Raw genomic sequence first — 24,199 nt, forward strand, 5'->3', positions numbered from 1 at the left:
AGAGGGACTAGAGATGCTGTAGTTGCCAAAGCTGAGACCCGTCACGCTGTTAATTGTGCAGTTTGCAAAAGCAACTGTTGAGAGAGCAAAACTACTGGCGATCGCGAGCAGGATACTGAAATGTGGCTGCACCACTCACAAGTATTTAAGAACAACCTACGCCAATGATAATTGAGCTATAGGTTAGATAACACCATCCGCAGTCAATAGAGCTTTGTAGAGTCCGGGTCGGCGATCGCGAAAAAAGCCATAGGCCGCCCGTAGGCGTTCAATTTCCTCTAAATCAAATTTATGAACCAGCACTGCTTCTTGGGAGCGATCAGCCTCGGCCACCAGATCTCCCCTTGGATTGGCAATAAATGAACTGCCATAAAATACTTGCCCCCCCTCATCACCCACACGGTTCGCTGCCACCACCGGAATCACATTTGCTACTGCATGGCCAATCATCACCCGCTGCCAGGGGTCTTTGGTATCCAATGTGGGATCATGGGGTTCACTGCCAATGGCCGTGGGATACACCAGCACTTCCGCACCCATAAGGGTCATCACCCGTGCAGCCTCTGGAAACCACTGATCCCAGCAGATGCCGACGCCGATTTTGCCGTAGCGAGTACGCCAGACCCGAAAGCCTGTATTCCCCGGTCGGAAGTAAAACTTCTCCTCATAGCCGGGACCATCGGGAATATGGCTTTTGCGATAGACACCGAGGTTGACTCCCCCCGCATCAATCATGGCCACACTGTTGTAATAGACGGTGCCCGCCTTTTCAAAAAAGGACACTGGAATCACTACCTCCAGTTCCCCCGCCAAAGCTTCAAAGTGGGCGATCGTCGGATGCTTTTTCACAGGGTGTGCCCGCTGAAAGTGAATCTCCCGCTCTTCCTTGCAAAAATAGTGTCCCTCAAAGAGTTCTGGCAGGACAATCACTTGGGCGCCCTGCTGATGCGCCTGCCGCACCAAATCACTGAGGTGCAGAATATTGGTTTCAACGTCATCGGTCAATTGAGCCTGAATGGCAGCAACAGTAATGGTTCTCATAGTTCCTGCTGAGTAATGCAATGGAAGGCGCCTCCCCCCTCTAGAATCGTGCGTGCGGGGAGGCCGATGGTTCTGCGACTGGGAAAGAGCTTGGCGATCGCCTCAACCGCTTTGGCATCCGCTTCGACACCATAGGTGGGGACGACAACGGTGGTATTGGCGATATAAAAATTGACATAGCTAGCGGGCAAAATCTCCCCCTCTTGACTCGTCACCCGCCCCGGCGAAGGCACTGGGATCACCTCTAAGGAGCGCCCCTTGGCATCTGTCAGTGTTTGCAACTGCTCATAGATAGCAACCAAGACCTCATAGTTTGGATCCTCAGGGCTTTCGGGTAACATGCAGACCACCGTTGCAGGGGCAACAAAACGCACCAACGTATCAATGTGACCATCGGTGTGATCATTGACTAATCCCGATTCAATCCAGAGGATTTTGCTCACACCAAGAGCGGGTTTGAGGCGAGATTCGACTTCTTCAATGTCTAGGTAGGGATTACGGTTGGGGTTGAGGAGGCACTGCTGGGTCGTCAAGCAAGTTCCTTCGCCATCTACTTCGATCGCCCCCCCCTCAAGAAATAAGGGCACAGCACCATGGGGAACCCCCATGATCATGGCTAGGCGCACGGCCAAGTCACTGTCGCCGGGAAGTTGATACTTTTTGCCCCAACCATTAAAAGGCAAACAGAGGAGTCGCCGCTCCCCTGCTGCATTGATTAAGCTTACAGGTGCTGTATCCCGCAGCCAAATATCGCCGAAGGCCAGTTGATAAAACTGTGGATTGAGATCCCCTAGGTAAGAACGCGCTGTTGCTTCTCCCGCCTCATCTAGCACCAGAATTTTTAGTTGCTCTCCCCGGCACTGTCCAGTGATTGGATCAGGGTCAGCGATCGCCCGACATAGGGCAGCAAATTCTAAACGCACCTGCGGTAATAGTTCTCCCCACAAATCCTCGTGACTAGGGAAAGCTAACCAACAGGCGCGATGGAGCAGCCACTCAGCGGGCTGAAAAAACGGGAACATGAAGAGCGATTAGCCCTTTTTGTTAGTCTTGGGTGCAGGTTTAGCGGCGGTTTTTTTCCCTTTAGCGGTTTGCTGGGGCTTAGCACCGCTGTATTTACGGCGGAAGCGTTCCACCCGCCCCTCAGCATCAACAATTTTCTGAGTACCCGTGAAGAAGGGGTGGTTGCCTGACCAGATGTCCACGTGCAGTTCCGGTTTCGTGGAACCGACGGTCATAACCACTTCACCATCACAATAGACCTTGGCTTCGGGATACCACTGGGGATGAATGTTCGGTTTTGGCATAGAAGTCTCACCACAAACGAGAAGTAAAAAACGAAAATCTTAGCGTTTTGAGTATTGGGGGGCTTTGCGGGCTTTGCGCAGACCGTACTTACGCCGCTCCTTGGCACGGGGATCGCGGGTGAGGTAGCCTTCCGTTTTCAACGGCTTACGGTTTTCGATGTCCAGTTGACACAGGGCACGAGCAATCCCTAAACGAATGGCATCCGCTTGCCCTGTCAGACCACCCCCCGTAGCATTGACATAAATATCGTAGCTACTTTCAAGGCCAAGGGTTTCAAGGGGTGCTTTCACTAAGTTGAGATAGATGGGGTTGTTTTGCAGGTAATCAGCCCCGTTGCGGCCATTGATCAACAATTGACCGCTGCCAGGGATCAGGCGTACCCGTGCCACCGCCGACTTGCGGCGACCAGTTCCCAAGTAAACTACCCGCTTAGACTGATCAGCAATCTGCATCGTTAGGCTCCCGGAATCGTGTTAATGGTCAAAGGCTGGGGTTTTTGCGCTTGGTGGGGATGCTCTGGCCCAGCATAAACTTTCAGCTTGGTAAAGAGTTTGCGGCCAAGGGAATTTTTCGGCAGCATCCCTTTGACGGCGTGCTCAATAATCCGCTCAGGAATGCGGGCTTGCAGTTGTTCAAACGTTTCAACTTTCATCCCCCCTGGGCGTCCGGAGTGACGACGGTAGAGTTTTTGGGAGCGTTTTTTACCGGTAACGGTGACTTTCTCGGCGTTGATCACAATCACAAAGTCACCCGTGTCCATGTGGGGGGTGTAAATGGCTTTGTTTTTGCCCCTGAGAATGCGGGCAATTTCTGCGGCTAGCCGACCCAACCGTTGATCAGCGGCATCAATGACATACCACTGGGGAGCAAGGTCATCCACGGCGGGCAGTGGTGTCTTTACGGTACTGGTCATTACAAACTCCATGGTTCTATGCAATGGACAATTCAGGGGTAATGGAGGCTAACTGAAACTGAGGCATCGCCTCGGTGCACAGGGCAAGGGGGAAAGGCGATTCAGGATAACCCACCCCCAACAGACAAAGACCGGTAGGGGGGGCAGCATACTTGACGAGGTGGCGTTGCTCCCGCTGCCAAATTTCCGTAAAACTGGCGGGCGATCGCTGGCCTTGCCCCACCTGTACCAAGAGTCCCACCAACAGGCGCATCATACCGTAGAGAAACCCCGAAGCTTGCACCTCAATTTCCACAAGGGCACCCCGCCGCTGGCAGCTCACCGCCTGCACCTCCACCCAAGAATGGGCACGATTGGAGCCAGAACGGTGAAAGGCACTCAAGTGATGTCGCCCCACAAGGGGCTTGAGAACCGCTGCCATTTTCTCCACATCCAAGGGGGCATAGTAGTAGTGCCATGTCCAGGGACGCAGAAAAATATTTGGGCAGGGATCGGTATAGAGGGTATAGCGATAGCGACGCCACAGCGCCGAGAAACGGGCATGCCAGTGATCGGGCACCACCGCCGCCGCACGAATCACCACATCGGCGGGCAAGCGAGCATTGAGAATCCCCGGCCAACGATGAACGGGAATGGGGGAGTTGACTGTAACGTGTGCCACTTGACCCGCTGCATGAACCCCTGTATCGGTGCGACCTGCTGCGACAACAGAGACGGGATGATTGACAACGCTGGCGATCGCCTGCTCAATCACCTCCTGTACCGTGCGTTGTCCCACTTGCCGTTGCCAGCCGTGGAAATGGGTGCCTTGGTACTGAATGAGTAGTGCCAAGCGTTGCCCCGTTTGGGGAGGTGCGATCGCCGTCATCATTGCCTGCTACACAAGTTCAATCACAGCCAGTTCAGCATTGTCCCCTCGCCGCCGTACACTGCGGATAATGCGGGTATAGCCACCCTTGCGATCGCCATAGCGCTCTCGCGCTTGAGCAAACAGGGCATGCACCAGTTGCTTGTCGTAAAGATAGCCGAGGGCACGACGACGTGCTGCCAAGGAGCCATCCTTTGCCAATGTGATCATCCGCTCCGCCTCTGCGCGTACCGCCTTTGCCCGCGCTTTGGTGGTGGTAATGCGGCCGTGACGAATCAATTCAGTGGTCAATGCCCGCAGCAGTGCTTTTCGTTGATCGGCTGGCAGTCCGAGCTGGGGAACCCGACGTTGGTGACGCATAGACAAACCTCATTCAATCTCTCTAGTTACGGGCAGTTTTTTGGGGAGGCAGGGTAATTCCCAAATGCTTTTGCAGAGCTTCGATCACTTCTTCGGCAGACTTTTGACCGAAGTTTTTGATCTCCAGTAGCTCTTCTTGGGAATACTCAAGGAGGTCAGCAACCGTATTCACTTGGGCACGCTTGAGACAGTTGTAGGCACGCACCGACAAATTGAGTTGCTCAATGGGAATCTGTCCCGTTTCGTCATGCTCATCGGTGGTGGTGGCCTCAGATGTGTGCAGGGGCACTTCCTTCAAGGGGCTAAAGAGATCAACGAGAATCGTTGCTGCCTGATTGAGGGCATCTTGGGGGGTCAAACTCCCATTCGTCCAGATTTCCAGCTTTAGATAGTCTTGGAGCTGGCGATCGCCCTCTGCACCCGTACTGCGCACCGAATCAACGGTATAGTTCACCCGTCGCACGGGCATGAAAACCGCATCCAACTGGAGATAGTCCAAAGCAAGGCGATCGTCCCGTACCCGCTCCACTGAGCGATAGCCGCGATCCTGTTCAATCTTGAATTCCATTTCCAAGGTTGCCCCCGGCATCAGCGTGGCAATATAGTGGTTGGGGTTGACCACCTCCACTTCAGAGCCAAGTTGCACCATACCAGCGGTGACCGTCAATGGCTCATTCTCAGGGGCTTGGGCAAAAAGGCGACCCATGTGGGGTTCTGAAGTGTGGCTGCGAATCACCAGCTGCTTCATTTGCAGCAGAATGTCCATGACATCTTCGCGCACACCGGGAATCGTTGAAAACTCATGATTCACGCCGGCAATGCGCACCGCTGTCACGGCACTACCGGGTAAGTTGGAAAGGAGAACCCGCCGCAGGGCATTCCCCACCGTAATCCCTTGACCGGGGGCGAGGGGGTGCAGCGCAAATTGGCCGTACTGCCCCTGATCCTCCTCAACCCGTGTTTCCAAACATTCAATTTGATATGCCATAGCTGTGCTCCCAAGTGACCCAAACCAACCTAAACCCGTCGCCGCTTGGGGGGACGGCAACCATTGTGGGGAATGGGGGTCACATCCCGAATGAGGGTAATTTCTAGGCCTGCGGCTTGCAACGCCCGAATCGCTGTCTCGCGACCGGAGCCGGGACCACTCACCATTACCTCAATTTGCCGCATTCCCTGATCAATGGCACGGCGAGCCGCATTATCAGCAGCAGTTTGGGCTGCAAAGGGTGTGCCTTTTTTGGCACCTTTGAAACCACTGGAGCCAGCAGAGGCCCAAGCAATCACCTCACCATTGGGGTCGGTAATTGAGACAATCGTGTTATTAAATGTGGACTGAATGTGGGCAACGCCACTGGGGACATTGCGCTTTTGCTTACGAGGGCCAGAGCGTTTTGCAGAGGGTGCCATAATCTATCCAAACCGTGAAGGAAAAACTTATTTCTTGGCAGCGGGTTTTTTCTTACCAGCCACAGTGCGGCGACCACCACGACGGGTGCGAGCATTGGTACGGGTGCGCTGACCACGAACCGGCAATCCAAGGCGATGCCGACGCCCCCGGTAGCAACCAATGTCCATGAGCCGCTTGATATTCATGGCCTCGAGGCGGCGGAGATCCCCTTCCACTTGGTACTCGTCAATAGCAGCCCGCAGTGCCGCAATATCGGCATCCGTCAAATCGCGGGTGCGTGTATCTGGGTTAACACCCGTTTTTGCCAAAATTTCTTTGGAGCGGGTCAAGCCAATGCCATAAATGTAGGTGAGGGCAATTTCAATGCGTTTGTCGCGGGGTAAATCAACACCAGCAATACGAGCCATGAATCTAGTTCCTATGTGTGCAACAACAGTGGGTTACCCTTGGCGCTGCTTGTGCTTCGGATTGGTGCAAATCACCATGACCCGACCACGTCGCCGAATGACGCGGCATTTTTCACAAATACGCCGTACCGATGCTCTTACTTTCATATCAGGTGCTCATGTAGTCGCAAATTTTATATTTTAGCAGAGTAGCCAACAAAGATCAAACTACTTTTTGCGCAGGCGATAGGTAATGCGCCCCTTGGTCAGGTCATAGGGGGTCAATTCCACCTTCACGCGATCGCCCGGCAAAATTTTGATGTAGTTGCGGCGAATCTTACCGGAAATATGGGCAAGGACATTAAAGCCATTGTCCAGATCCACCCGAAACATGGCGTTGGGCAATGACTCGGTCACTGTTCCTTCAATTTCAATGGCATCCTGTTTAGACACGGTTCACCTCCCCAATACGTGCTTGAATGGCAGCAGTTACCTCTTCAATCGTACGTGTTCCATTAATGTGCACAAACTTGGGATGACTCATGTACTGTTGAATCATCGGTAGGGTTTCCCGCTCATAGACCTGTACCCGCTTGAGGATGGTTTCAGGGGTATCATCGGAGCGCTGCTGACCATTGGCAGCTTGCTTGGCGCGATTGAGGGCGCGTTCTTGGAGAATCGCAGCAGGCACATCTAAGAAGAGCAAGTAATCATAGTCTTGGTGAATGCTTTTGAGCATCTCCTCAAAGACTGCTGCTTGTGCCACATTGCGGGGGAAGCCGTCCAAAAGCCAACCCGCAGCGGTATCTGGCTGTTGCAAGCGATTGGCCACCATATCCACAATCACCTGATTCGGTACCAGTTCACCGCGATCCATGTAGCTTTGAGCCTGTTGACCGAGGGGGGTGCCCGCAGCTCGCTCTGCCCGCAGAATATCTCCTGTGGAAATATGGGGAATCCCCAAGAGCGTGGTCAGAATTGCTGCCTGTGTCCCTTTGCCCGAACCAGGGCCGCCAAACAAAATTAAGCGCATTACTGCTTCACCATCCCCTCATAACGTTGTGAAATCACATAGGTTTGAATTTGTTTTGAGGTGTCAATGGCCACCCCCACCAAGATCAACAGGGAGGTCGCCCCCAGCCCTTGGAATGTTGTTACTTTGGTTGCACTTTCGACTGCCGTCGGAATAATCGCCACCAGACCCAAAAAGATCGCTCCAAGAAAGGTCAAACGATTGAGAACCCGCTCTAGGTAGTCGGAGGTGGCTTTCCCGGGTCGAATTCCTGGAATACTGGCGCCCATTTTCTTGAGGTTCTGGGACATATCCACCGGATTGACGATCAAGGAGGAGTAAAAGTAGCTAAAGAAGAGAATCAAAAGCAAGTAGAAAATGACATACAACCATGGGGTAGGCCCTGCCGGCGAAACATAGCTCGCAAATCGTGCCACGAGTTCGTTACGGGTAAACTGCGCCAAGGTCGAAGGCAGAATCAGTACTGCTGAGGCAAAAATAATCGGCATCACCCCCCCTTGGTTTAAGCGCAGGGGCAGGTAACTGGTTTGCTCGCGGTAGAGTTTGCGCCCCACTTGGCGACGTGCCGAAACGATGGGGATGCGGCGGGTACCCTCTTGCACAAAGACGATGCCGACAATCATGGCCAAAAAGACGGCCACCAGAATAACGATGCCGCCAATATTGCCACCACTTTCCGCAAGGGCGATCGTTTGACCGACGGAGGAGGGTAAGTAGGCAACAATGCTCAAAAAGATTAGCAGGGAGGCACCATTACCCACACCCCGCTCAGTAATCAATTCGGAAATCCACATCACCACGATTGAGCCAGCGGTCAAACCAAGGACAATTTCAGCGACAAACCACGCGCCGGGATGCAATGCCGCACCGGGAATTGAACTCACAAAAATGGCAATGCCAAAACTTTGCAGAACCGCCCAGCCCACAGCGACGTAACGAGTAATTTGGGAAATTTTGCGGCGGCCGGCTTCCCCCTCATCCTTTTGTAACCGCTCCAAGGAGGGGAGAGCGGCAGTCAGCAATTGCATGATGATGGAGGCGTTAATATAAGGCAGGATACCAAGGGCAAAAATCCCGAGGGCAGAGAGGCCACCGCCTGAAAAGATGTCGAGGAAGCGAATCACGGCATTATCTTGGACGCTCTGGGCAAAAACGGCGCGATCGATCCCCGGAATGGGTAGATAGATCCCAAGCCGTACCAAGATGAGTAGCCCAATGGTGATCAGGAGTCGCCCCCGCAGGCCAGCCGCTTGAGCCATCTGCATAAACGTTTCTTGGGCAGTGGGTGCCTTGCCGCGATTCACAATCATATTGGGGTTCCTCTATTCACTGTCGGCAGCAACGGAGGTCTCCACACATACCCCACCAGCGGCTTCAATCTTGCTGCGGGCACTGCCACTAAAAGCAGCAGCATGAACCTCTAGCTTGACGTTTAGCTCACCATCCCCCAGCACTTTGAGGGGATATTTGGCGGTGGTGAGAATGCCAGCCTCAAGGAGAGACTCAACCGTCACTACGCTATTGGCGGGTAGGGTATTGAGACGACCCACGTTGATCGTAGTGTAAACCTTCCGGTTGACGAGGGGAAAGTGCTTGAGTTTGGGGAGACGACGGTAAAGGGGGTTTTGACCGCCTTCAAAGCCGGGACGGGTGGGGCGACCAGAACGGGATTTTTGCCCGCGCATACCAAAGCCACCGCTTGCCCCTTGACCTGCGGCAATGCCTCGACCAATCCGCCGTTTACGCCGTCGCGATCCTGCTTGGGGGTGCAGATCTGGAAACCGCATGGACAACTCCTAACTATTTGCTATAGAGGTTTTCAATGGGGATTTCCCGCTCCTCGGCAACTTCTTGGAAGGTGCGCAAAGCCGCAAGGGCTTCGAGGGCGGCGCGGGCATTGTTGAGGGGGTTGCTGGAGCCCAGTTGTTTGGCCAGCACGTTGCGTACCCCTGCCAGTTCCAGAACGGTGCGCACAGAGCCACCGGCAATGACCCCCGTTCCGGGTGCAGCAGGGCGAATCATGACGCGGGCAGCACCACCTTCACCAAAAGTGGGGTGGGGAATAGAGTTGGATTTGGTAATCGGAACATCAATAAGGTGCTTTTTGCCATCGGCGACACCTTTGCGCACTGCACCAATGACATCGGCAGCTTTACCGACACCCACACCCACTTGGCCACGCTCGTTGCCAACAACAACAATGGCGCGGAAGCTCAGTTTCTTACCGCCTTTGACCACTTTGGAGACGCGGCGGATCTGGACGACCCGCTCTTGCCAGTCGGTTTCTTTTTCAACTTTGCGGGGGTTTTTACGACGATTTGCCATCGGGTCATCCTCTAAAAGTCTAGTCCAGCTTCACGGGCGGCATCCGCCAAGGCCTTGACACGACCATGGTAGATATTGCCACCGCGATCAAAGACAACGCGCTCAATGCCAGCGGCTTTGGCACGCTCTGCAATCAGTCGCCCCACTTCGATAGAGGCGGCACAGGTGCTGCCATCCCCCAGCTTTTGCCGTAGTTCTGGCTCAACACTCGAAGCAGCCACGAGGGTATGGTGCTGGGTGTCATCAATTACCTGGGCATAGATGTGCTGATGGGAGCGAAAGACAGCGAGGCGGGGGCGATCGCTGGTACCTTTGACTTTGCGGCGAATGCGCTGATGCCGACTTTGGCGAGCCGCAGTACGAGTTTGCTTCATCTATTTCTTCCCTGTCTTACCAACTTTACGACGCACCAATTCACCCATATAGCGAATGCCCTTGCCCTTGTAGGGTTCAGGGGGACGTACGGCGCGAATACGGGCAGAGGTGTTGCCGACCAGTTCTTTATCAATGCCACTGACAAGGACAATCGTGCCCTGCTGCACTTTTTTACCTTGGTTGTCCTCAATTTCTAGGGTAATGCCCTCGGGTGGCACAATCTCAACGGGGTGGCTGTAGCCCATGCTGAGGACAAGGTTTTTGCCTTGGAGTTGGGCGCGGTAACCAACCCCTTGGATCTCCAGCTTTTTCGTAAACCCTTGGGAGACGCCTTCCACCATGTTGGCCAGTAGCGTACGGCAGAGGCCGTGGCGTTCTTTGGCGGGTCGAGAGTCATCGCGGCGTTTGACAACAATGGTTTCGCCCTCTTGGGCAACCTTCACCTCAGGCGGAAAAACGCGACTGAGTTGACCCTTGGGGCCTTTGACTGTGACCTGCTGCCCCTCTAGGGTGAGGGTGACATTTTTTGGCAGGGGGATGGGACGCTTGCCAATACGAGACATGTGGGACTTCCTCCGAGCTTACCAAACGTAACAGAGTACTTCGCCGCCAATGCCCTGCTTCCGTGCCTCGCGATCGGTCATGATACCGCTAGAGGTGGAGATGATGGCAATGCCGATGCCACCGAGCACCCGGGGCAACTCACGGGAATTGGCATAGACGCGCAGACCGGGTTTGCTCACCCGCTTGAGCGCAGTAATAATCGGCTGGCGCTGCTTGCCGCGATATTTTAGGGAAACCACAAGATGCCGTTTGATGCCGTCCCCTTGCTCTTCAAAATCGCGAATAAACCCTTCCGCTTTCAGTACCTGCGCAATACTGCGGGTCATGCGCGTGGCCGGAATTGTGGTGGTTTGATGACGCGCAAGGTTTGCGTTGCGGATGCGAGTTAGCATATCGCCAATCGTGTCATTTACTGCCATAGTTGCTCCTTAAAAATCTGCCTCCGGCGTTAGTTCTCACGGAACGGCATGCCCATTGCTTTGAGCAGGGCGCGTCCTTCTTCATCAGTATTGGCAGTGGTGATGATTGAGACATCCATGCCGCGAATTTGATCAATATCGTCGTAGTTGACTTCGGGGAAAATCAGTTGCTCGCGCAAACCTAGGGTGTAGTTGCCCCGGCCATCAAAGCTTTTGGGGTTGACACCGCGAAAGTCACGAATTCGTGGCAGTGCCAAGTTAATCAAGCGATCCAAAAAGGCATACATGCGATCGGAACGCAGTGTCACTGCAACCCCCACGGGCATGCCTTTGCGAATTTTGAAGCCAGCGATCGCCTTCTTGGCACGGGTGACTACGGGCTTTTGGCCTGTAATCGTGGCAATTTCTGCCAGTGTGGCTTCAAGGGCTTTGGCGTTTTGCGCCGCTTCACCGAGACCCCGGTTGACAGTTATTTTGACAATCTTGGGCACTTGGTGAATGTTTTTGTACTGGAATTGCTGCATGAGCTGCGGCACAACGGTTTTGTTGTAGTGATCTTTGAGGCGTTGGGACATGGGGCTTCTCCTAGGGGCATTCTCTGGGCTGGGTCAGAGAGGGGGAAACGAGTTAGACCTAATCAATGATTTCGCCAGTTTTCTTGAGCATCCGTACCTTACGGCCATCTTCGGTGTAGGTGTAGCAGATGCGGCTGGCCACGTTTTGCTTGGTGGAGTAGAGCATCACCTTACAACTGTGAATCGGGGCTTCCTTGGTGATAATTTGCCCGGATTCTCCCTCTTGGCGAGGCTTGACGTGTTTGGTTTTCAGGTTTACCCCTTTGACAATCACTTGACTGGTCTTGGGGAAAACGGCAAGGACTTCCCCCACTTTGGCTTTGTCACTGCCGGCGATGACTTGAACTGTGTCCCCTTTTTTCACGTGCATGCGATAGCGCACAGGCTTTTTGTTTGCTTTCTTGGCCGCCATTAGAGTACCTCCGGTGCCAATGAAACAATTTTCGTGAAGTTTTTATCCCGCAGTTCACGAGCCACAGGACCAAAGACACGGGTGCCGCGAGGGTTGCCCTCTTGGTTGATCAAGACAGCGGCATTGTCATCAAAGCGAATGCTCATGCCACTTTCACGACGGATGGTTTTGCGGGTGCGCACAATTACAGCTCGCACCACATCGGATTTTTTCACTGCCATATTGGGGGTGGCGTCTTTGACGGTGGCAATGATCACATCGCCGACACTGCCGTAGCGACGGTTGCCGCCGCCGAGCACACGAATGCAGAGGAGCTTTTTGGCGCCGCTATTGTCGGCAACGTTGAGATAGGTTTCCTGTTGAATCATGGCTGGCTCTCCTTAGGCAGTGCGAGGACTGAGAATCTCGGCAATGACCCAACGCTTGGTGCGACTTAGGGGACGGGTTTCCCGAATGCGCACGCGATCGCCCACTTTGGCTTCGTTGTTTTCATCATGGGCTTTGTAGCGGCGGGTTTTGACGACAATTTTGCCGTACTTAGGATGGGGGGCGCGGTTTTCGACGGCAACGACGACGGTTTTTTGCATTTTGTCGCTGACGACGACGCCAACACGTTCTTTAACTGCCATTAGTCTTGGCCTCCACTGCGGCGACGTTCATTCTCAAGGGTTAAAAGCTGTGCCAACTCGTGGCGCAAATGCTTAAATTGATGGGGCTTGACCTCTTGGCGGGTGGCTTTTTTGAAGCGCAGATCAAAAAGCTCTTTCTTAATCGCGGCAATCCGATCGCTCACCTCTTGATCACTCAGTTCCCGCAGGTCTTTCATTTTCGTTAGTGCCATTCTTAACCCTCCTGTTGTTCCTCTTCTTGATTGCGCACCAGAAAACGGGTCTTGATCGGCATTTTGTAGGCAGCAAGGCGCATGGCTTCGCGGGCAACTGCCTCCGGCACACCGGCAATTTCATACATAATGCGACCGGGTTTGACCACCGCTACCCAGTACTCCGGTGAGCCTTTCCCTGACCCCATCCGCGTTTCCGCTGGCCGCATCGTCACGGGCTTATCGGGGAAAATGCGAATCCAGATTTTGCCGCCCCGGCGGATATAGCGGGTCATGGCACGACGACCGGCCTCAATTTGCCGTGAGGTGATCCAAGCGGGTTCAAGGGCTTGAAGGGCATAGTCGCCAAAGTGGATGGAGTTACCGCGACTGGCAACCCCGGTCATGCGACCCCGCTGCTGTTTGCGAAATTTTGTACGCTTTGGACTTAACATCGCTGGCTTCCCTGTTAGTTAGAGCGATTTTCAAATTGGGGTAGGCGGCGTTGGGGACTGCGGCGACTGGGTTCCCGTGTTACTACTTCGGTTTGCCTTGGCAGTACCTCACCTTTGAAGATCCACACCTTCACGCCCAAAATGCCGTAGATCGTGCGCGCGGTGCGGTAGGCATAGTCAATGTCTGCCCGTAGGGTATGCAGGGGAACGCGACCCTCCCGTGTCCACTCGGTGCGGGCAATCTCTGCCCCATTCAGGCGACCCGCCACTTGGACTTTGATTCCCTCAATGCCTGCTCGCTGTGCCCGCTGAATGGCTTGGCGCACAGCTCGTCGGAAGGCCACCCGTCGCTCCAGTTGCTGGGTGATGTATTCCGCCAAGAGGCTGGCCTCAGCATCGACACGGTTGACTTCCACCACGTTCACTTTGATCGTGCGGTTGCTGGGGAGCATCTGCCGCAGTTGCTTGCGTAGTTCCTCAATCCCTTGACCCCCCTTGCCGACAACCACGCCAGGACGCGCCGTGCGAATTTGCAACTCCACTTGATCTGCTTTGCGCTCAATGCGTACTTCAGCAATGCCGGCGTTGGCCAATTGCTTGTTAATGAAGGTGCGGATGCGGTAGTCCTCTTGGAGTAGCTCTGGATAGCGATCGCTATCGGCGTACCAGCGGGAGCGGTGTTCTTGAGTAATGCCGAGGCGAAAGCCAATTGGGTGAATCTTCTGTCCCACGGTGGTATCCTTCTACGATTCGTCAGCAGTGTTTTGGGGCGCCACAGCAATCGTGATGTGGCAGGTGGGCTTGCGAATTTGGTAAGCCCGGCCTTGGGCACGGGGGCGAAATCGCTTTAGACAGGGGCCTTGATCGGCATAGGCCTGACTAATCACCAAGGTGGCGGGATCCAAGCCTAAATTGTGGGTGGCATTGGCTGCTGCCGATCGCAAGACCTTCGTAATCGGCTCACAGGCACGATAGGGCATAAAGCGCAGCATAATCAGGGCATCGCGGTAGGTGCGACCCCGCAGTTGATCCAGTACCCGCCGCACCTTGTGGGGTGACATACGGACATACTTGGCGCAGGCACGGGCAGTAGGAGAAGAGGTAGAAACCATAGACGGCTATCCCAGACGCGAACAAGAGAATCAATGGCGGGCTTTTTTATCGCCCTTAACATGACTGCGGAAGTTGCGGGTGGGGGCAAATTCCCCCAGTTTGTGACCCACCATCTGCTCAGTGATGTACACGGGCACGTGCTGCTTGCCGTTGTGGACAGCGATCGTGTGGCCAATCATTTCTGGCACAATCGTTGAGGCACGCGACCACGTTTTGATCACTTCCTTGACATTGCGCTCATTGAGGGCTTCAATCTTGCGTAAGAGATGATCCGCCACAAAGGGGCCTTTTTTTAATGAACGTCCCATAACCTAACTTCTCCGCAAAAAACTAAGACTGACGACCACCGCGACCCCGCTTGGAAGACTTCTTGCGACGACGCACGATGAGGGCATCGCTGAGTTTTTTCTTCTTGCGAGTTTTGTAGCCAAGGGTGGGTTTACCCCAAGGTGTGACAGGCCCAGGACGACCAATGGGGGCGCGCCCTTCACCACCACCGTGGGGGTGATCCACCGGGTTCATTACCGAACCGCGCACCTTCGGACGACGACCTTTCCAGCGATTGCGACCCGCTTTCCCCAAACTGATGTTGTTGGCTTCAACATTCCCCACTTGGCCAATGGTGGCGTAGCACTCCTTGCGGAAGAGCCGCACTTCACCCGAGGGAAGCTTGAGGGTGACCATATCCCCTTCTTTGGCCACCACTTGTGCCATTGCACCGGCAGCTCGCACCATTTGGGCACCGCGACCGGGGGTAATTTCCACATTGTGAACACTGGTTCCCAAGGGAATTTTGCCCAGAGGAAGGGAGTTGCCCACTTCGATAGGGGCATCGGGACTGGCAATAACCTCGGTGCCGGGGGTCAAATCCCGAGGATGGATGATGTAGCGTTTCTCGCCATCGCGATAGTGGAGCAGGGCAATGCGAGCATTGCGGTTGGGATCGTACTCCACGGTTGCCACTTTGGCGGGGACATTGAGCTTGCTGCTGCGGCGAAAATCAACAATGCGATAGCGACGCTTGTGGCCACCCCCCCGCCGCCGACTGGTAATGACACCGCGATTGTTGCGGCCTTTGTCGCGCTTGAAGCCACGGGTCAGTGACTTTTCGGGCTTGTCGGTGGTAATTTCAGCAAAGTCAGAAACAGTTTTTTGGCGAACGCCGGGGGTGTAGGGTCGGTAAACGCGAATGCCCATGATCTACTCCGTTAAACTTCGGGGAAGAGAACGATCTTGCTGTCGGGGGCAAGGGTGACGATCGCCCGCTTGTAGCGAGGACGATGACCAACAAACCGACCCACGCGGCGCTCTTTGGGGGGCAGATGATAGGTATTGACTGCCGTGACTTTGACGTTAAAGAGTTCCTCAATTGCCGCCTTGATTTGCGGTTTGGTAGCGCGCCGATCCACATCGAAGCTGTATTGATTGTTTTCTAGTAAAATCGTGGCCTTCTCTGTGATGATGGGGCGCTTGATGAGATCCGCAAAGGCGCGGGGTTGGACTTTAGTCACCGTACACCTCCTGAATTTTGGCGATCGCTCCTGTGGTGGCAACAATGCGATCGGCATAGAGCAAATCAAAAACATTCAATTGATCGGCACGCAGTAGTTTCAGGGTGGGCACGTTTCGCGCCGAGAGTGCCACCATTTCCGGAATGTTTGCCAGCAGTAGCAGCACTTTTTGCTCTGGCTCAATGCCCCAACGCTGGAGCGCCGTCACGAGTTCCTTAGTTTTGGGACGCGGCAGGTGATCGGCAAACTCTTGCACGACGATCAGGTCTTCAACGCGACTCATCAGGGCTGTCCGTAGGGCGAGCCGCCGCTCCTTACGATTCATTTTTTGGCTGTAGTCGCGGGGCTTCGGACCAAAGATCACACCGCCACCCCGCCAGAGAGGGGAGCGAATCGAACCAGCCCGGGCACGACCTGTTCCCTTTTGCCGCCAAGGCTTACGCCCACCCCCACGCACTTCTGCACGGGTTTTGGTAGAAGCTGTTCCCTGACGCGCATTGGCCAGTTGCCGCACAAGGGCACGATGAACAATATGACTAGCGGTTTCAGGTTTTGCTGTCGCCAGATCAAGGGTGGCTTCACCACTGTCGGCACCCTGCCAGTCTTTAACCACACATGCAACCATAACTACTCTCCAGCCCTTATTTGCGACCGACAACCTTGGCGGGGGTAATGCTCACCAGTGCTCCCGGTTTACCCGGTAGTGCCCCTTTGATCAGGATTAAGTTGCGCTCAGGATCAACGCGCACCACCTGCAACTTGCGAATGGTGACTGCCGTATTGCCCATGCGACCGGCCATCCGCTTGCCGGGGAAAACCCGACCCGGGGTGGTTCCTGCCCCAGTGGAACCGGGGAGACGGTGGTTTTTCGAGCCGTGTGCCATTGGACCGCGCTTGAAGTTGTGGCGTTTTTGATAGCCAGCAAAGCCTCGGCCAATGCTGATGCCGTGGACATCCACAAGCTGCCCCGGACTAAAAACATCCACGGTTATGGCCTGCCCCAATTGGTAGCTAGAGGCATCTTCGAGGCGAAATTCCCGCAGATGACGCATGGGGGGCGTTTGCGATTTGTTGAGGTGGCCGCGCTCGGGGCGACTCAGGTTTTTCTCCCGCACTTCACCATAGGCCACTTGAATTGCCGTGTAGCCGTCGGTTTGGGGGGTTTTGATTTGTGTGATCGGACACGGCCCCGCTTGTACCACCGTAATGGGGACAGATCGGCCCGCCTCGTCAAAGATTTGGGTCATGCCCAACTTTGTCCCTAAAATACCAACTGTCACGATCGCGTTCCTTAAAAATACGAATCACAACAAAACAGCGAGAGGCAGCCGCAAGGCTACACCTCGGCAGATTCCTACAGTTAGGAATGGTGGATTGACCCAGCAGTTACACGGTCAAGACGATGACGCTCAGGGCGATCCATCGTTGATCAAGGACAGGCGCAGGTAAAGATGGCAAGGCTATGATTGCAAGTTGCGAACACGCTGCCACCCCTGGATCAGTGGAACCTAGGACTTAAGGGGGTTGAGGCGATCGCGCCCACTCAGTATCCCTTTTTGGTCACAAGTTTTAATCATAGATCAGTAATTGTGGGTTTGTCTAGGCATTTGGTAACATTTTTTACGCCTTCTCTGGATCGACCCCTGTGTTTGAATTTATCTGCCAGCAGAAATGCGCCCATACCCAAGCACGGGCAGGCCTGTTTCACACGCCCCATGGCACCGTGGCTACGCCGCGTTTTATGCCGGTGGGCACCTTGGCCAATGTAAAAACCCTCACTCCAGAACACTTAAAGGCTGCGGGTGCGCAAATGGTGTTGGCCAATACATACCACCTGCATTTACAACCAGGAGAGGACATCGTGGCAGCAGCGGGGGGGCTGCACCGTTTTATGGGCTGGTCAGGGCCGATTCTCACGGATTCGGGGGGGTTTCAGGTCTTTAGCCTCAGTGAAATGCGGCAAATTTCCGATCAGGGCGTGGTGTTTCGTTCCCCCCACGATGGTCAGATCATTGAATTGTCGCCGGAGCGGGCGATCGCCATTCAAGAGGCCTTGGGGGCAGATGTGATCATGGCCTTTGATGAATGTCCTCCCTATCCTGCTAGCCGGGAGGCGGTGATCCAAGCTACCAAACGCACGCTGCATTGGTTAGAGCGCTGCATTGCTGCCAAGCAACGATCCGATCAAGCCCTCTTTGCCATTGTTCAGGGGGGGGTGTATGCTGACCTGCGGCGAGAATGTGCCGCGGCCATGGTGCCCTATGACCTGCCGGGCTATGCCATTGGTGGCGTGAGTGTTGGTGAACCCAACAGTGCCATGCACGAGATTGTGGCGCTGACGGCTCCTCTGTTGCCTTTCCATAAGCCACGGTATCTCATGGGGGTGGGGACTCACTTGGAAATGTTGCGGGCGATCGCCGCTGGGGTTGATCTCTTTGATTGTGTCATTCCCACCCGCTTGGCTCGCCATGGCTGCGCCATTGTCCAAGGGCAGCGCTGGAACCTGAAAAATGCCCGCTTTCGCCGCGATTATGAGCCTTTAGACCCCACCTGTTCCTGCTATACCTGCACCACGTTTAGCCGAGCCTACTTGAGTCATCTCGTGCGTGCCAAGGAGCTACTGGCCTACACCCTACTCTCGATCCATAATGTGACCGAACTGATCCGCTTTACCCAAGCAGCACGGCAGGCGATTTTAGAAGAGCGATTTGCGGCCTTTGCGGCAGAATGGGAGCAGCGACTAGTGCTGGATGCTGAGGAACCGGATGCTGCGCTTCTCTGATGCCGTTTTATCAAGACAGGAACGCTTGAGCCGCTGGGGCTTTTTGGGACTGACCACAGCACCTTTAGTGGGAGCAGTGGTATTTAACCATACGGGAACGCCTCCTTTTTTACTTTGTCTCTTTCGAGCGACAACGGGCATTCCCTGTCCGGGGTGCGGTCTGACACGTTCTTTTATGGCGATCGCCTGCGGCAATGTTGAAGAGGCTCTGAGAATGCATCTCTTTGGTCCTGTGCTCTTTCTGGCATTTACAGTGGCCGCTATATTGATGGCCATTGAATTGAGAGCGGGGCGACGATTGCAGCACACCCCCTTTCGTTACATCAATGAACGCATTCAAAACTGGTGGTGGCTGGGGGTGATTTATCTCGGCTACTATGGCCTGCGGCTGTACAGCCTATTTCACACAGGGGAATTTTACATTAATCCCCTAGAAAGCGTTTTTCTGAGGAGTTGATCAATGACGGTCTCCATTCACTACGTTGATCCCAAGACGAAAGCACCACTCAGAAAGGATGATACTGCGTACTATAGTGAGACGGGTTCTGTTTATCCAATTGTTAATCAGATTCCTAGGTTTGTAGATTCAAGCCAAAACTATACTCAAAGTTTTGGTCTGCAATGGAATACATTCTCAAAAACACAAATAGATGGTACAGATCAAAAACAATCTGAAACTCGATTTTTTGCAACAACCAACTGGAAACCTGAAGAGCTTGCTGGCAAAAACATTCTAGAAGCAGGTTCAGGTGCAGGTAGATTTACGCGGGTCATATTAGAAAAAACATCTGCTCATCTTTGGAGTTTTGATTATTCAGAGGCCGTTGAGGCAAATTGGCAAAATAATGCTGATATTGCTGGTGGCAGACTGCACCTATTTCAGGCCAGCATTTATCAAATTCCTTTACCCGAAGTGACTTTCGATAAAGTTTTTTGCTTTGGTGTCCTACAACACACACCCAGAAGTGTTGAATTCTGCAACAAAACTTAACATCCTAAGTGACAAGTAGCTCTGGCTGCCAATCAAAGCTCCAATGCACTATCGAGCAGCGGCGACTCAGTTCCAGTTGCAAATATCGCAATTTGTCTAATAGCTTCCTGCCAAAGTATTCAGGTATCTCCATTAGCTCTAAAATTAAGTACCCAATCAAAACCATATAAATCTGATTTATCACCCCATTCAAACTCTTCGTAATCAGCTTGTCTAATGATAAATGCATCTTTAGAAACTTCCATAAGTTCTCAATCCCCCACCGATGCCGATACAGCTCACTCACTTCCTCATCACTTAGATGCATTAGATTCGTCGCAATACGAAACTCTGTTCCATGCTCATCAAAAAATTGAACCACTCGGTATCTCTCATGATTGAGCTTCATTCTCATGTTATTCTTGATACGCACAACAAATAAACACTTCCTCTCACTCAGCCGCTCTAAAAATCTCCAACTCGCAAACCCTCTATCCATGATGGCAACGGCATTCTCAGGGATCATTTCTAAAATCTCGTCTTGAAAGCTTAGGTCATGTCTCTCCCCAAAAGAGACTACTGCCTTACCCAGGATGTTCTCTGTTAAATCAAATCCTGTAATTAACTTCACTTGATGGTATTTGTAGAACCAAAAGAGCTTACTCGTCAGGGTAATGACGGTTGAATCAATAGGAAACAGCATCAGACTTGAACAACGATGTCTCTTGCGAGCTTGAGACATGAGATGAGTGTAAATCCTCTCAAATAAGGTGGTTGTTCGAGTTTTGTTCGCCTTGGAAAACGTGGACATATCCACTGTAATCCCCGAATGATTCAAGCGATAAAATAAGGCTCTCATGCTGGTTAATCCTTGGTCGAGAATGTAGGTCAACCAGATTTTGAAGAACAATTGAGAGTTGAGGACGGGGTAGTCGCAAGGGCTGAGCTGCTTGAGAATAGACTTGACAAGAACTGAAAAAGATGCCATAGTAAGCTGATTACTTTTTCTTCTTTTGAGGGAAGAATACGACATTTCTTCCCTTTTTTCTAGCCTCTTAAACTATCTTTCAACACTTCTGACACACACCTAACTTTGAAGACTCTGTAAAAAGTCTCATTAAATACGCAAAGATAGGTGGTGAGATTGTAGTTGATTTCTATCCGATTAAAGGCTTTTGGACAAAAATACATGCAAAATATCTTTTAAGACCTATAACAAAGAGGATGTCGTACCAAACTCTTTTGAAAATCATTGAAAAGAACATAGATAGTTTAATGACTGTTTTTGATTTTTTAGTAAAAATTAAACTAGGTGTACTGACTCGATTTCTGCCAATCGTTGACCTGCGAACAATTCCCAGTACGGTTGATCAACAAAAACGTCGTGAATGGGCAATTTTAGACACTTTTGATATGTTCTCTCCAGAGTATGATCACCCCCAAAGAATCAAGGATGTTGCTGCCATGTTTGAACGTAACGGAGCCAAGGTTACTTTTGCAGGATTTGTGAAATCCAGTGCCGGCACTAGTGCAGTCGTCAGGGGAGTTCGCGAAAGTTAACGTAATAATCGCAGGAATCGTATTTAGTAATGTTCCTTTTCATGGGATATTGAAATCGGTTGTGTTCGATCGAGAACAGGAGACCCATGAGATTACATCGCCTGCTCTATCTCAGTTGTGCTATGGATGGCCTGTCCTATCCAGACCTGCGGGACATTATGGCCAAGTCAGAGGTGAATAATGTCCGTGATGGCATGACAGGGATCCTGTGCTACGGCAATGGTATGTTTCTGCAAACCCTTGAAGGCGATCGCCAGAAAATCAGTGAAACCTATGCCCGCATCCTCAAGGATCCCCGCCACCACAGCGCTGAAATCATTGAATTTAAGGCGATTGAAGAGCGGACGTTTATCCACTGGTCAATGCGTCTGGTGCAGTTGGGCGAGATGGACAGCGATACCATTCGGCTGCTGCGGTTAAAATACTCTGCAGCAGCAACGTTTCAGCCTACCTCCATGACGGCTGAGCAATGCTTCAATTTTCTAAAAGCCCTGTATGAAATGAGTCAGGGAACCTAGCGTGACCCTTGCCCACTGGCTAACTATTCCAGAGTTGTTACGGCTGCCCGCCCAGACCTATGAGTGGCGGGTAGATACCGATTTTCCTGACTTGGAAACCCTGACGCCTGTCCAAGGGAGTGTCACCGTCAGTCACCGCCACACCTACTTAGAAGTTAGTGCCAGTGTGAGTACGATTGTTACCCTCTGTTGCGATCGCTGTTTGCAGCACTATAACCACCGCCTGGTGTGTACAACGACGGAACTCATTTGGCTTGCGGCAACGCCAGGGAGTCAACCGCAGGATGATTTGGTGGAAACCTTGCCGGCAACCGGTCGCCTTGATCTGGCGGACTGGCTCTACCAGCAACTGTGCCTTGCCCTGCCCTACCCCAAGTACTGCGATCTCAACTGTGGCGGTATTCACCCCCCCGCCCCTGCGGAACCCCCCATCGATCACCGCTGGGCGGTGTTGGCGCAATTACAATCGGCTCTGGAGCGTTCGGAACCATCGTCGTGAGTGCTCAGTCTGACCTTGAACTGCTGCTGCGAGCACGCTATCCCCTGTTGTACGTGGCCACAACGGAGGAGGAACGCCTTGAAGCGACACTGCACACGATTAGCGATCGCCTAAACCAGCGCTCCCTCTACATTTGGGATTTTGTCGAGGGGTATCAGGGGAATCCCAATGATCTAGGAGTAGCCAAGCGCAATCCCCTCAGTGCCCTTGAATTTGTGGAACGACTACCGCCACCGGCAGCGGCAATGATTCTGCTGCGGGATTTTCATCGCTTTATTGAGGACGTAGCCGTCTCCCGCAAACTGCGTAACCTCGCGCGGCAGCTCAAGTCCCAGCCCAAAAACCTGATTCTCTTGGCGCCGACGGTACAGTTGCCGCCGGAATTGCGGGACGTGATCACTGTTGTTGAGTTTCCCTTGCCCCAACGGGAGGAAATTCGCCTTGAACTGGTGAAGCTCTGCCAAAGTCTCGGCAGGATTCCCCCTGAATCCATTCTCGATGAACTAATCCGCGCCTGTCAGGGCTTGACCCTAGAGCGCATTCGTCGCGTGATTGGTCGGATTATTGCTCTCCACGGCATGCTCGACGGCAGCCATGTGGATTTGATCTTGGAGGAAAAGCGGCAGATCCTGCGGCAAACCCAAATTCTGGAGTTTTACCCTACCCAAGAAACGATTGCCGACATTGGCGGCCTCGATAATCTCAAGGAGTGGTTGTTGCGGCGTGGCGGTGCTTTTTCCGAGCGGGCACGGCGCTATGGGCTACCCTATCCCCGTGGGGTGCTACTAGTGGGGATTCAAGGCACTGGTAAATCCCTAGTGGCGAAGGCGATCGCCCACCAATGGCACTTGCCTCTGTTGCGATTGGATGTCGGGCGACTCTTTGGTGGCCTCGTGGGGGAATCCGAAGCGCGAACCCGCGAGATGATTCAAATTGCTGAAGCCTTGGCGCCCTGTGTCCTCTGGATTGATGAGATGGATAAAGCCTTTGCGGGCCTTGATGGCCGAGGGGATAGCGGTACTAGTAGCCGCGTTTTTGGCACGATTATTACTTGGCTGGCGGAGAAAACCTCTGCTGTTTTTGTCGTCGCAACTGCCAACAATGTGCAAGTCCTGCCCCCGGAACTCCTGCGCAAGGGGCGCTTTGATGAAATCTTTTTTGTCGGGCTGCCCAATGTGGATGAGCGGCGAGCCATTTTTGAAGTGCACCTCAGTCGTGTGCGGCGCGATCGCCTGCAAAACTATGATCTAGAGCGATTGGCTTACGAAACGATTGACTTTTCTGGGGCTGAAATTGAGCAGTGTATCATTGAAGCGATGCACCTAGCCTTTAGCCAAGATCGCGACTTCACCACCGAAGATCTGCTCCACGCGGCCAGTGAGATTATCCCCTTGGCACGCACCGCCCGTGAGCAAGTGCATCAATTGCAGGAATGGGCAGCTTCCGGTCGGGCACGATTTGCTTCACGGGTTTTGTCTCCCCCCACAGGGCGGTAACCTATGAAACCGGTTTTGCGTGTGCTGCAATGGCTCTTGGGAACATTTTTGGGTTTAGGCCTGATTGCCCTTGTGGCCGCAGCAATCATTACGCCGCTGGTGTTTAACTTGCTCTGGACACCGCCGCGTCCCGATGTGGAGGCGCAAAATTCCCCACCCCCACCGTCGCCAGAACCCTCTGCACCTTCAACCCCCCCTACGCCCTCTCCTGAACCCACCCCTACCCCCTCGCCAGAGATCAAACCCCAAGGGCGAGTGATTTATGGGGACGGACTGCGGTTGCGCGATCGCCCCAGTCGCGAGGCAAATGCCCTAGGCAGTGTGGCTTTTGATGAGGTGGTGACGATCCTAGAGCGCAGTGAGGATAGGGAATGGCTGAAGGTTCGCACTAAAAATCATCTTGAAGGCTGGGTACTGGCCTTTGGTGTGCAGGAAACGACGGCTCAATCTCCCACATCCAATGGGACGCCCCAGTAGGCCACTCG

At 53.3% G+C, this 24,199-nt stretch carries 41 protein-coding genes; 8 read left to right on the forward strand and 33 right to left on the reverse strand.

Annotated elements, in window-relative coordinates:
• Positions 1-183: 183 nt before the first annotated feature.
• Genes aguB through rplC form a run of 32 tightly spaced genes read right to left on the reverse strand, consistent with a single transcriptional unit; the run spans position 184 to position 17,169 of the window.
• Complete coding sequence (gene aguB, locus NBE99_RS10245) at positions 184-1,041, reverse strand: N-carbamoylputrescine amidase (RefSeq protein ID WP_250681981.1); 858 nt, start codon at positions 1,039-1,041, stop codon at positions 184-186.
• Positions 1,038-2,063 carry an agmatine deiminase family protein gene (locus NBE99_RS10250; protein ID WP_250681982.1) on the reverse strand — a complete coding sequence of 342 codons (1,026 nt, stop codon included), beginning with the start codon at positions 2,061-2,063 and terminating at the stop codon, positions 1,038-1,040. The genes aguB and NBE99_RS10250 overlap by 4 nt, the downstream gene beginning before the upstream one ends.
• A 9-nt stretch (positions 2,064-2,072) precedes the next feature.
• Positions 2,073-2,348, reverse strand: a complete 276-nt coding sequence (rpmE, locus tag NBE99_RS10255; protein ID WP_250681983.1) for a 50S ribosomal protein L31 — start codon at positions 2,346-2,348, stop codon at positions 2,073-2,075.
• A gap of 39 nt (positions 2,349-2,387) precedes the next feature.
• Positions 2,388-2,801, reverse strand: a complete 414-nt coding sequence (gene rpsI, locus NBE99_RS10260; RefSeq protein ID WP_250681984.1) for a 30S ribosomal protein S9 — start codon at positions 2,799-2,801, stop codon at positions 2,388-2,390.
• A gap of 2 nt (positions 2,802-2,803) precedes the next feature.
• Complete coding sequence (gene rplM, locus NBE99_RS10265; RefSeq protein ID WP_250681985.1) at positions 2,804-3,262, reverse strand: 50S ribosomal protein L13; 459 nt, start codon at positions 3,260-3,262, stop codon at positions 2,804-2,806.
• 16 nt (positions 3,263-3,278) lie between these two features.
• The gene (truA, locus tag NBE99_RS10270) at positions 3,279-4,133 is read right to left on the reverse strand and encodes a tRNA pseudouridine(38-40) synthase TruA (RefSeq protein WP_250681986.1); all 855 of its coding nucleotides are present in this window, start codon (positions 4,131-4,133) and stop codon (positions 3,279-3,281) included.
• Positions 4,134-4,139: 6 nt separating this feature from the next.
• A complete protein-coding gene (gene rplQ / locus NBE99_RS10275) occupies positions 4,140-4,490 on the reverse strand; it encodes a 50S ribosomal protein L17 (protein ID WP_250681987.1) in 351 nt (116 codons plus the stop codon).
• A 22-nt stretch (positions 4,491-4,512) separates the two neighbouring features.
• Positions 4,513-5,478: a DNA-directed RNA polymerase subunit alpha gene (locus tag NBE99_RS10280; protein WP_250681988.1), complete on the reverse strand. Its 966-nt coding sequence runs from the start codon at positions 5,476-5,478 to the stop codon at positions 4,513-4,515.
• Positions 5,479-5,507: 29 nt separating this feature from the next.
• Complete coding sequence (gene rpsK / locus NBE99_RS10285; RefSeq protein ID WP_011055959.1) at positions 5,508-5,900, reverse strand: 30S ribosomal protein S11; 393 nt, start codon at positions 5,898-5,900, stop codon at positions 5,508-5,510.
• 27 nt (positions 5,901-5,927) lie between these two features.
• Positions 5,928-6,308, reverse strand: coding sequence for a 30S ribosomal protein S13 (gene rpsM / locus NBE99_RS10290; RefSeq protein ID WP_024125578.1), 381 nt, complete (start codon positions 6,306-6,308; stop codon positions 5,928-5,930).
• A gap of 33 nt (positions 6,309-6,341) precedes the next feature.
• Entirely contained in the window at positions 6,342-6,455 is a 114-nt protein-coding gene (gene rpmJ / locus NBE99_RS10295; protein WP_011055957.1) for a 50S ribosomal protein L36, read from the reverse strand.
• Positions 6,456-6,515: 60 nt separating this feature from the next.
• Positions 6,516-6,740, reverse strand: coding sequence for a translation initiation factor IF-1 (gene infA, locus NBE99_RS10300; RefSeq protein ID WP_011055956.1), 225 nt, complete (start codon positions 6,738-6,740; stop codon positions 6,516-6,518).
• Entirely contained in the window at positions 6,733-7,320 is a 588-nt protein-coding gene (locus NBE99_RS10305; RefSeq protein ID WP_250681989.1) for an adenylate kinase, read from the reverse strand. The genes infA and NBE99_RS10305 overlap by 8 nt, the downstream gene beginning before the upstream one ends.
• Positions 7,320-8,630 carry a preprotein translocase subunit SecY gene (secY, locus tag NBE99_RS10310; protein ID WP_250681990.1) on the reverse strand — a complete coding sequence of 437 codons (1,311 nt, stop codon included), beginning with the start codon at positions 8,628-8,630 and terminating at the stop codon, positions 7,320-7,322. Before secY ends, NBE99_RS10305 begins: the two co-directional genes overlap by 1 nt.
• Positions 8,631-8,642: 12 nt before the next feature.
• A complete protein-coding gene (rplO, locus tag NBE99_RS10315) occupies positions 8,643-9,107 on the reverse strand; it encodes a 50S ribosomal protein L15 (protein WP_250681991.1) in 465 nt (154 codons plus the stop codon).
• A gap of 13 nt (positions 9,108-9,120) precedes the next feature.
• Entirely contained in the window at positions 9,121-9,645 is a 525-nt protein-coding gene (gene rpsE / locus NBE99_RS10320) for a 30S ribosomal protein S5 (protein ID WP_011055952.1), read from the reverse strand.
• A gap of 11 nt (positions 9,646-9,656) precedes the next feature.
• Positions 9,657-10,019 carry a 50S ribosomal protein L18 gene (gene rplR / locus NBE99_RS10325; protein ID WP_250681992.1) on the reverse strand — a complete coding sequence of 121 codons (363 nt, stop codon included), beginning with the start codon at positions 10,017-10,019 and terminating at the stop codon, positions 9,657-9,659.
• The gene (rplF, locus tag NBE99_RS10330) at positions 10,020-10,583 is read right to left on the reverse strand and encodes a 50S ribosomal protein L6 (RefSeq protein ID WP_250681993.1); all 564 of its coding nucleotides are present in this window, start codon (positions 10,581-10,583) and stop codon (positions 10,020-10,022) included.
• An 18-nt stretch (positions 10,584-10,601) separates the two neighbouring features.
• On the reverse strand, positions 10,602-11,003 hold the full coding sequence (gene rpsH / locus NBE99_RS10335) for a 30S ribosomal protein S8 (protein WP_149817898.1): 402 nt from the start codon (positions 11,001-11,003) through the stop codon (positions 10,602-10,604).
• Positions 11,004-11,032: 29 nt separating this feature from the next.
• Complete coding sequence (rplE, locus tag NBE99_RS10340) at positions 11,033-11,578, reverse strand: 50S ribosomal protein L5 (RefSeq protein WP_250681994.1); 546 nt, start codon at positions 11,576-11,578, stop codon at positions 11,033-11,035.
• Between the two features lie 58 nt (positions 11,579-11,636).
• The gene (rplX, locus tag NBE99_RS10345; protein WP_226971991.1) at positions 11,637-11,990 is read right to left on the reverse strand and encodes a 50S ribosomal protein L24; all 354 of its coding nucleotides are present in this window, start codon (positions 11,988-11,990) and stop codon (positions 11,637-11,639) included.
• The gene (gene rplN, locus NBE99_RS10350) at positions 11,990-12,358 is read right to left on the reverse strand and encodes a 50S ribosomal protein L14 (protein WP_149817900.1); all 369 of its coding nucleotides are present in this window, start codon (positions 12,356-12,358) and stop codon (positions 11,990-11,992) included. The genes rplX and rplN overlap by 1 nt, the downstream gene beginning before the upstream one ends.
• Positions 12,359-12,370: 12 nt before the next feature.
• The gene (gene rpsQ, locus NBE99_RS10355) at positions 12,371-12,619 is read right to left on the reverse strand and encodes a 30S ribosomal protein S17 (protein ID WP_011055945.1); all 249 of its coding nucleotides are present in this window, start codon (positions 12,617-12,619) and stop codon (positions 12,371-12,373) included.
• The gene (rpmC, locus tag NBE99_RS10360; RefSeq protein WP_206201511.1) at positions 12,619-12,831 is read right to left on the reverse strand and encodes a 50S ribosomal protein L29; all 213 of its coding nucleotides are present in this window, start codon (positions 12,829-12,831) and stop codon (positions 12,619-12,621) included. Before rpmC ends, rpsQ begins: the two co-directional genes overlap by 1 nt.
• Positions 12,832-12,833: 2 nt before the next feature.
• Positions 12,834-13,265: a 50S ribosomal protein L16 gene (rplP, locus tag NBE99_RS10365; RefSeq protein ID WP_149817904.1), complete on the reverse strand. Its 432-nt coding sequence runs from the start codon at positions 13,263-13,265 to the stop codon at positions 12,834-12,836.
• 14 nt (positions 13,266-13,279) lie between these two features.
• Complete coding sequence (rpsC, locus tag NBE99_RS10370; RefSeq protein WP_250681995.1) at positions 13,280-13,996, reverse strand: 30S ribosomal protein S3; 717 nt, start codon at positions 13,994-13,996, stop codon at positions 13,280-13,282.
• 12 nt (positions 13,997-14,008) lie between these two features.
• Positions 14,009-14,377: a 50S ribosomal protein L22 gene (rplV, locus tag NBE99_RS10375; protein ID WP_011055941.1), complete on the reverse strand. Its 369-nt coding sequence runs from the start codon at positions 14,375-14,377 to the stop codon at positions 14,009-14,011.
• A gap of 30 nt (positions 14,378-14,407) precedes the next feature.
• Positions 14,408-14,686 carry a 30S ribosomal protein S19 gene (gene rpsS, locus NBE99_RS10380; RefSeq protein ID WP_250681996.1) on the reverse strand — a complete coding sequence of 93 codons (279 nt, stop codon included), beginning with the start codon at positions 14,684-14,686 and terminating at the stop codon, positions 14,408-14,410.
• A 22-nt stretch (positions 14,687-14,708) separates the two neighbouring features.
• Positions 14,709-15,575, reverse strand: coding sequence for a 50S ribosomal protein L2 (gene rplB / locus NBE99_RS10385; protein WP_149817908.1), 867 nt, complete (start codon positions 15,573-15,575; stop codon positions 14,709-14,711).
• A gap of 11 nt (positions 15,576-15,586) precedes the next feature.
• The gene (locus NBE99_RS10390; protein WP_250681997.1) at positions 15,587-15,889 is read right to left on the reverse strand and encodes a 50S ribosomal protein L23; all 303 of its coding nucleotides are present in this window, start codon (positions 15,887-15,889) and stop codon (positions 15,587-15,589) included.
• On the reverse strand, positions 15,882-16,514 hold the full coding sequence (rplD, locus tag NBE99_RS10395) for a 50S ribosomal protein L4 (RefSeq protein WP_250681998.1): 633 nt from the start codon (positions 16,512-16,514) through the stop codon (positions 15,882-15,884). Before rplD ends, NBE99_RS10390 begins: the two co-directional genes overlap by 8 nt.
• A 16-nt stretch (positions 16,515-16,530) precedes the next feature.
• A complete protein-coding gene (gene rplC / locus NBE99_RS10400; RefSeq protein WP_250681999.1) occupies positions 16,531-17,169 on the reverse strand; it encodes a 50S ribosomal protein L3 in 639 nt (212 codons plus the stop codon).
• Between the two features lie 365 nt (positions 17,170-17,534).
• On the opposite strand from rplC, the gene tgt reads away from it, so the two are divergent.
• The 3 genes from tgt to NBE99_RS10415 are packed head-to-tail and all read left to right on the forward strand — an operon-like array spanning position 17,535 to position 19,662.
• On the forward strand, positions 17,535-18,671 hold the full coding sequence (gene tgt, locus NBE99_RS10405) for a tRNA guanosine(34) transglycosylase Tgt (protein ID WP_250682000.1): 1,137 nt from the start codon (positions 17,535-17,537) through the stop codon (positions 18,669-18,671).
• Positions 18,655-19,128, forward strand: coding sequence for a DUF2752 domain-containing protein (locus tag NBE99_RS10410; RefSeq protein WP_250682001.1), 474 nt, complete (start codon positions 18,655-18,657; stop codon positions 19,126-19,128). The genes tgt and NBE99_RS10410 overlap by 17 nt, the downstream gene beginning before the upstream one ends.
• 3 nt (positions 19,129-19,131) lie before the next feature.
• Complete coding sequence (locus NBE99_RS10415; protein ID WP_250682002.1) at positions 19,132-19,662, forward strand: class I SAM-dependent methyltransferase; 531 nt, start codon at positions 19,132-19,134, stop codon at positions 19,660-19,662.
• Between the two features lie 4 nt (positions 19,663-19,666).
• Here NBE99_RS10415 and NBE99_RS10420 read toward each other — a convergent pair whose 3' ends face one another.
• Complete coding sequence (locus tag NBE99_RS10420) at positions 19,667-20,629, reverse strand: transposase (RefSeq protein WP_399371026.1); 963 nt, start codon at positions 20,627-20,629, stop codon at positions 19,667-19,669.
• Positions 20,630-20,865: 236 nt separating this feature from the next.
• Between NBE99_RS10420 and NBE99_RS10425 the strand changes: the two genes are divergently transcribed.
• The 5 genes from NBE99_RS10425 (at position 20,866) to NBE99_RS10445 (ending at position 24,191) form a co-directional block, all read left to right on the forward strand.
• Positions 20,866-21,201 carry a hypothetical protein gene (locus tag NBE99_RS10425; RefSeq protein ID WP_250682004.1) on the forward strand — a complete coding sequence of 112 codons (336 nt, stop codon included), beginning with the start codon at positions 20,866-20,868 and terminating at the stop codon, positions 21,199-21,201.
• Positions 21,202-21,287: 86 nt separating this feature from the next.
• Positions 21,288-21,719 (forward strand): BLUF domain-containing protein, encoded by a 432-nt coding sequence (locus NBE99_RS10430; RefSeq protein ID WP_250682005.1) that lies wholly within the window; start codon positions 21,288-21,290, stop codon positions 21,717-21,719.
• 1 nt (position 21,720) lies between these two features.
• Positions 21,721-22,218 (forward strand): DUF177 domain-containing protein, encoded by a 498-nt coding sequence (locus NBE99_RS10435; RefSeq protein ID WP_250682006.1) that lies wholly within the window; start codon positions 21,721-21,723, stop codon positions 22,216-22,218.
• Positions 22,215-23,714, forward strand: a complete 1,500-nt coding sequence (locus NBE99_RS10440; protein ID WP_250682007.1) for an AAA family ATPase — start codon at positions 22,215-22,217, stop codon at positions 23,712-23,714. Before NBE99_RS10435 ends, NBE99_RS10440 begins: the two co-directional genes overlap by 4 nt.
• A 3-nt stretch (positions 23,715-23,717) precedes the next feature.
• Entirely contained in the window at positions 23,718-24,191 is a 474-nt protein-coding gene (locus NBE99_RS10445; protein WP_250682008.1) for an SH3 domain-containing protein, read from the forward strand.
• Positions 24,192-24,199 lie beyond the last annotated feature (8 nt).

Source organism: Thermosynechococcus sp. HN-54 (assembly GCF_023650955.1).
Lineage (GTDB): Bacteria > Cyanobacteriota > Cyanobacteriia > Thermosynechococcales > Thermosynechococcaceae > Thermosynechococcus.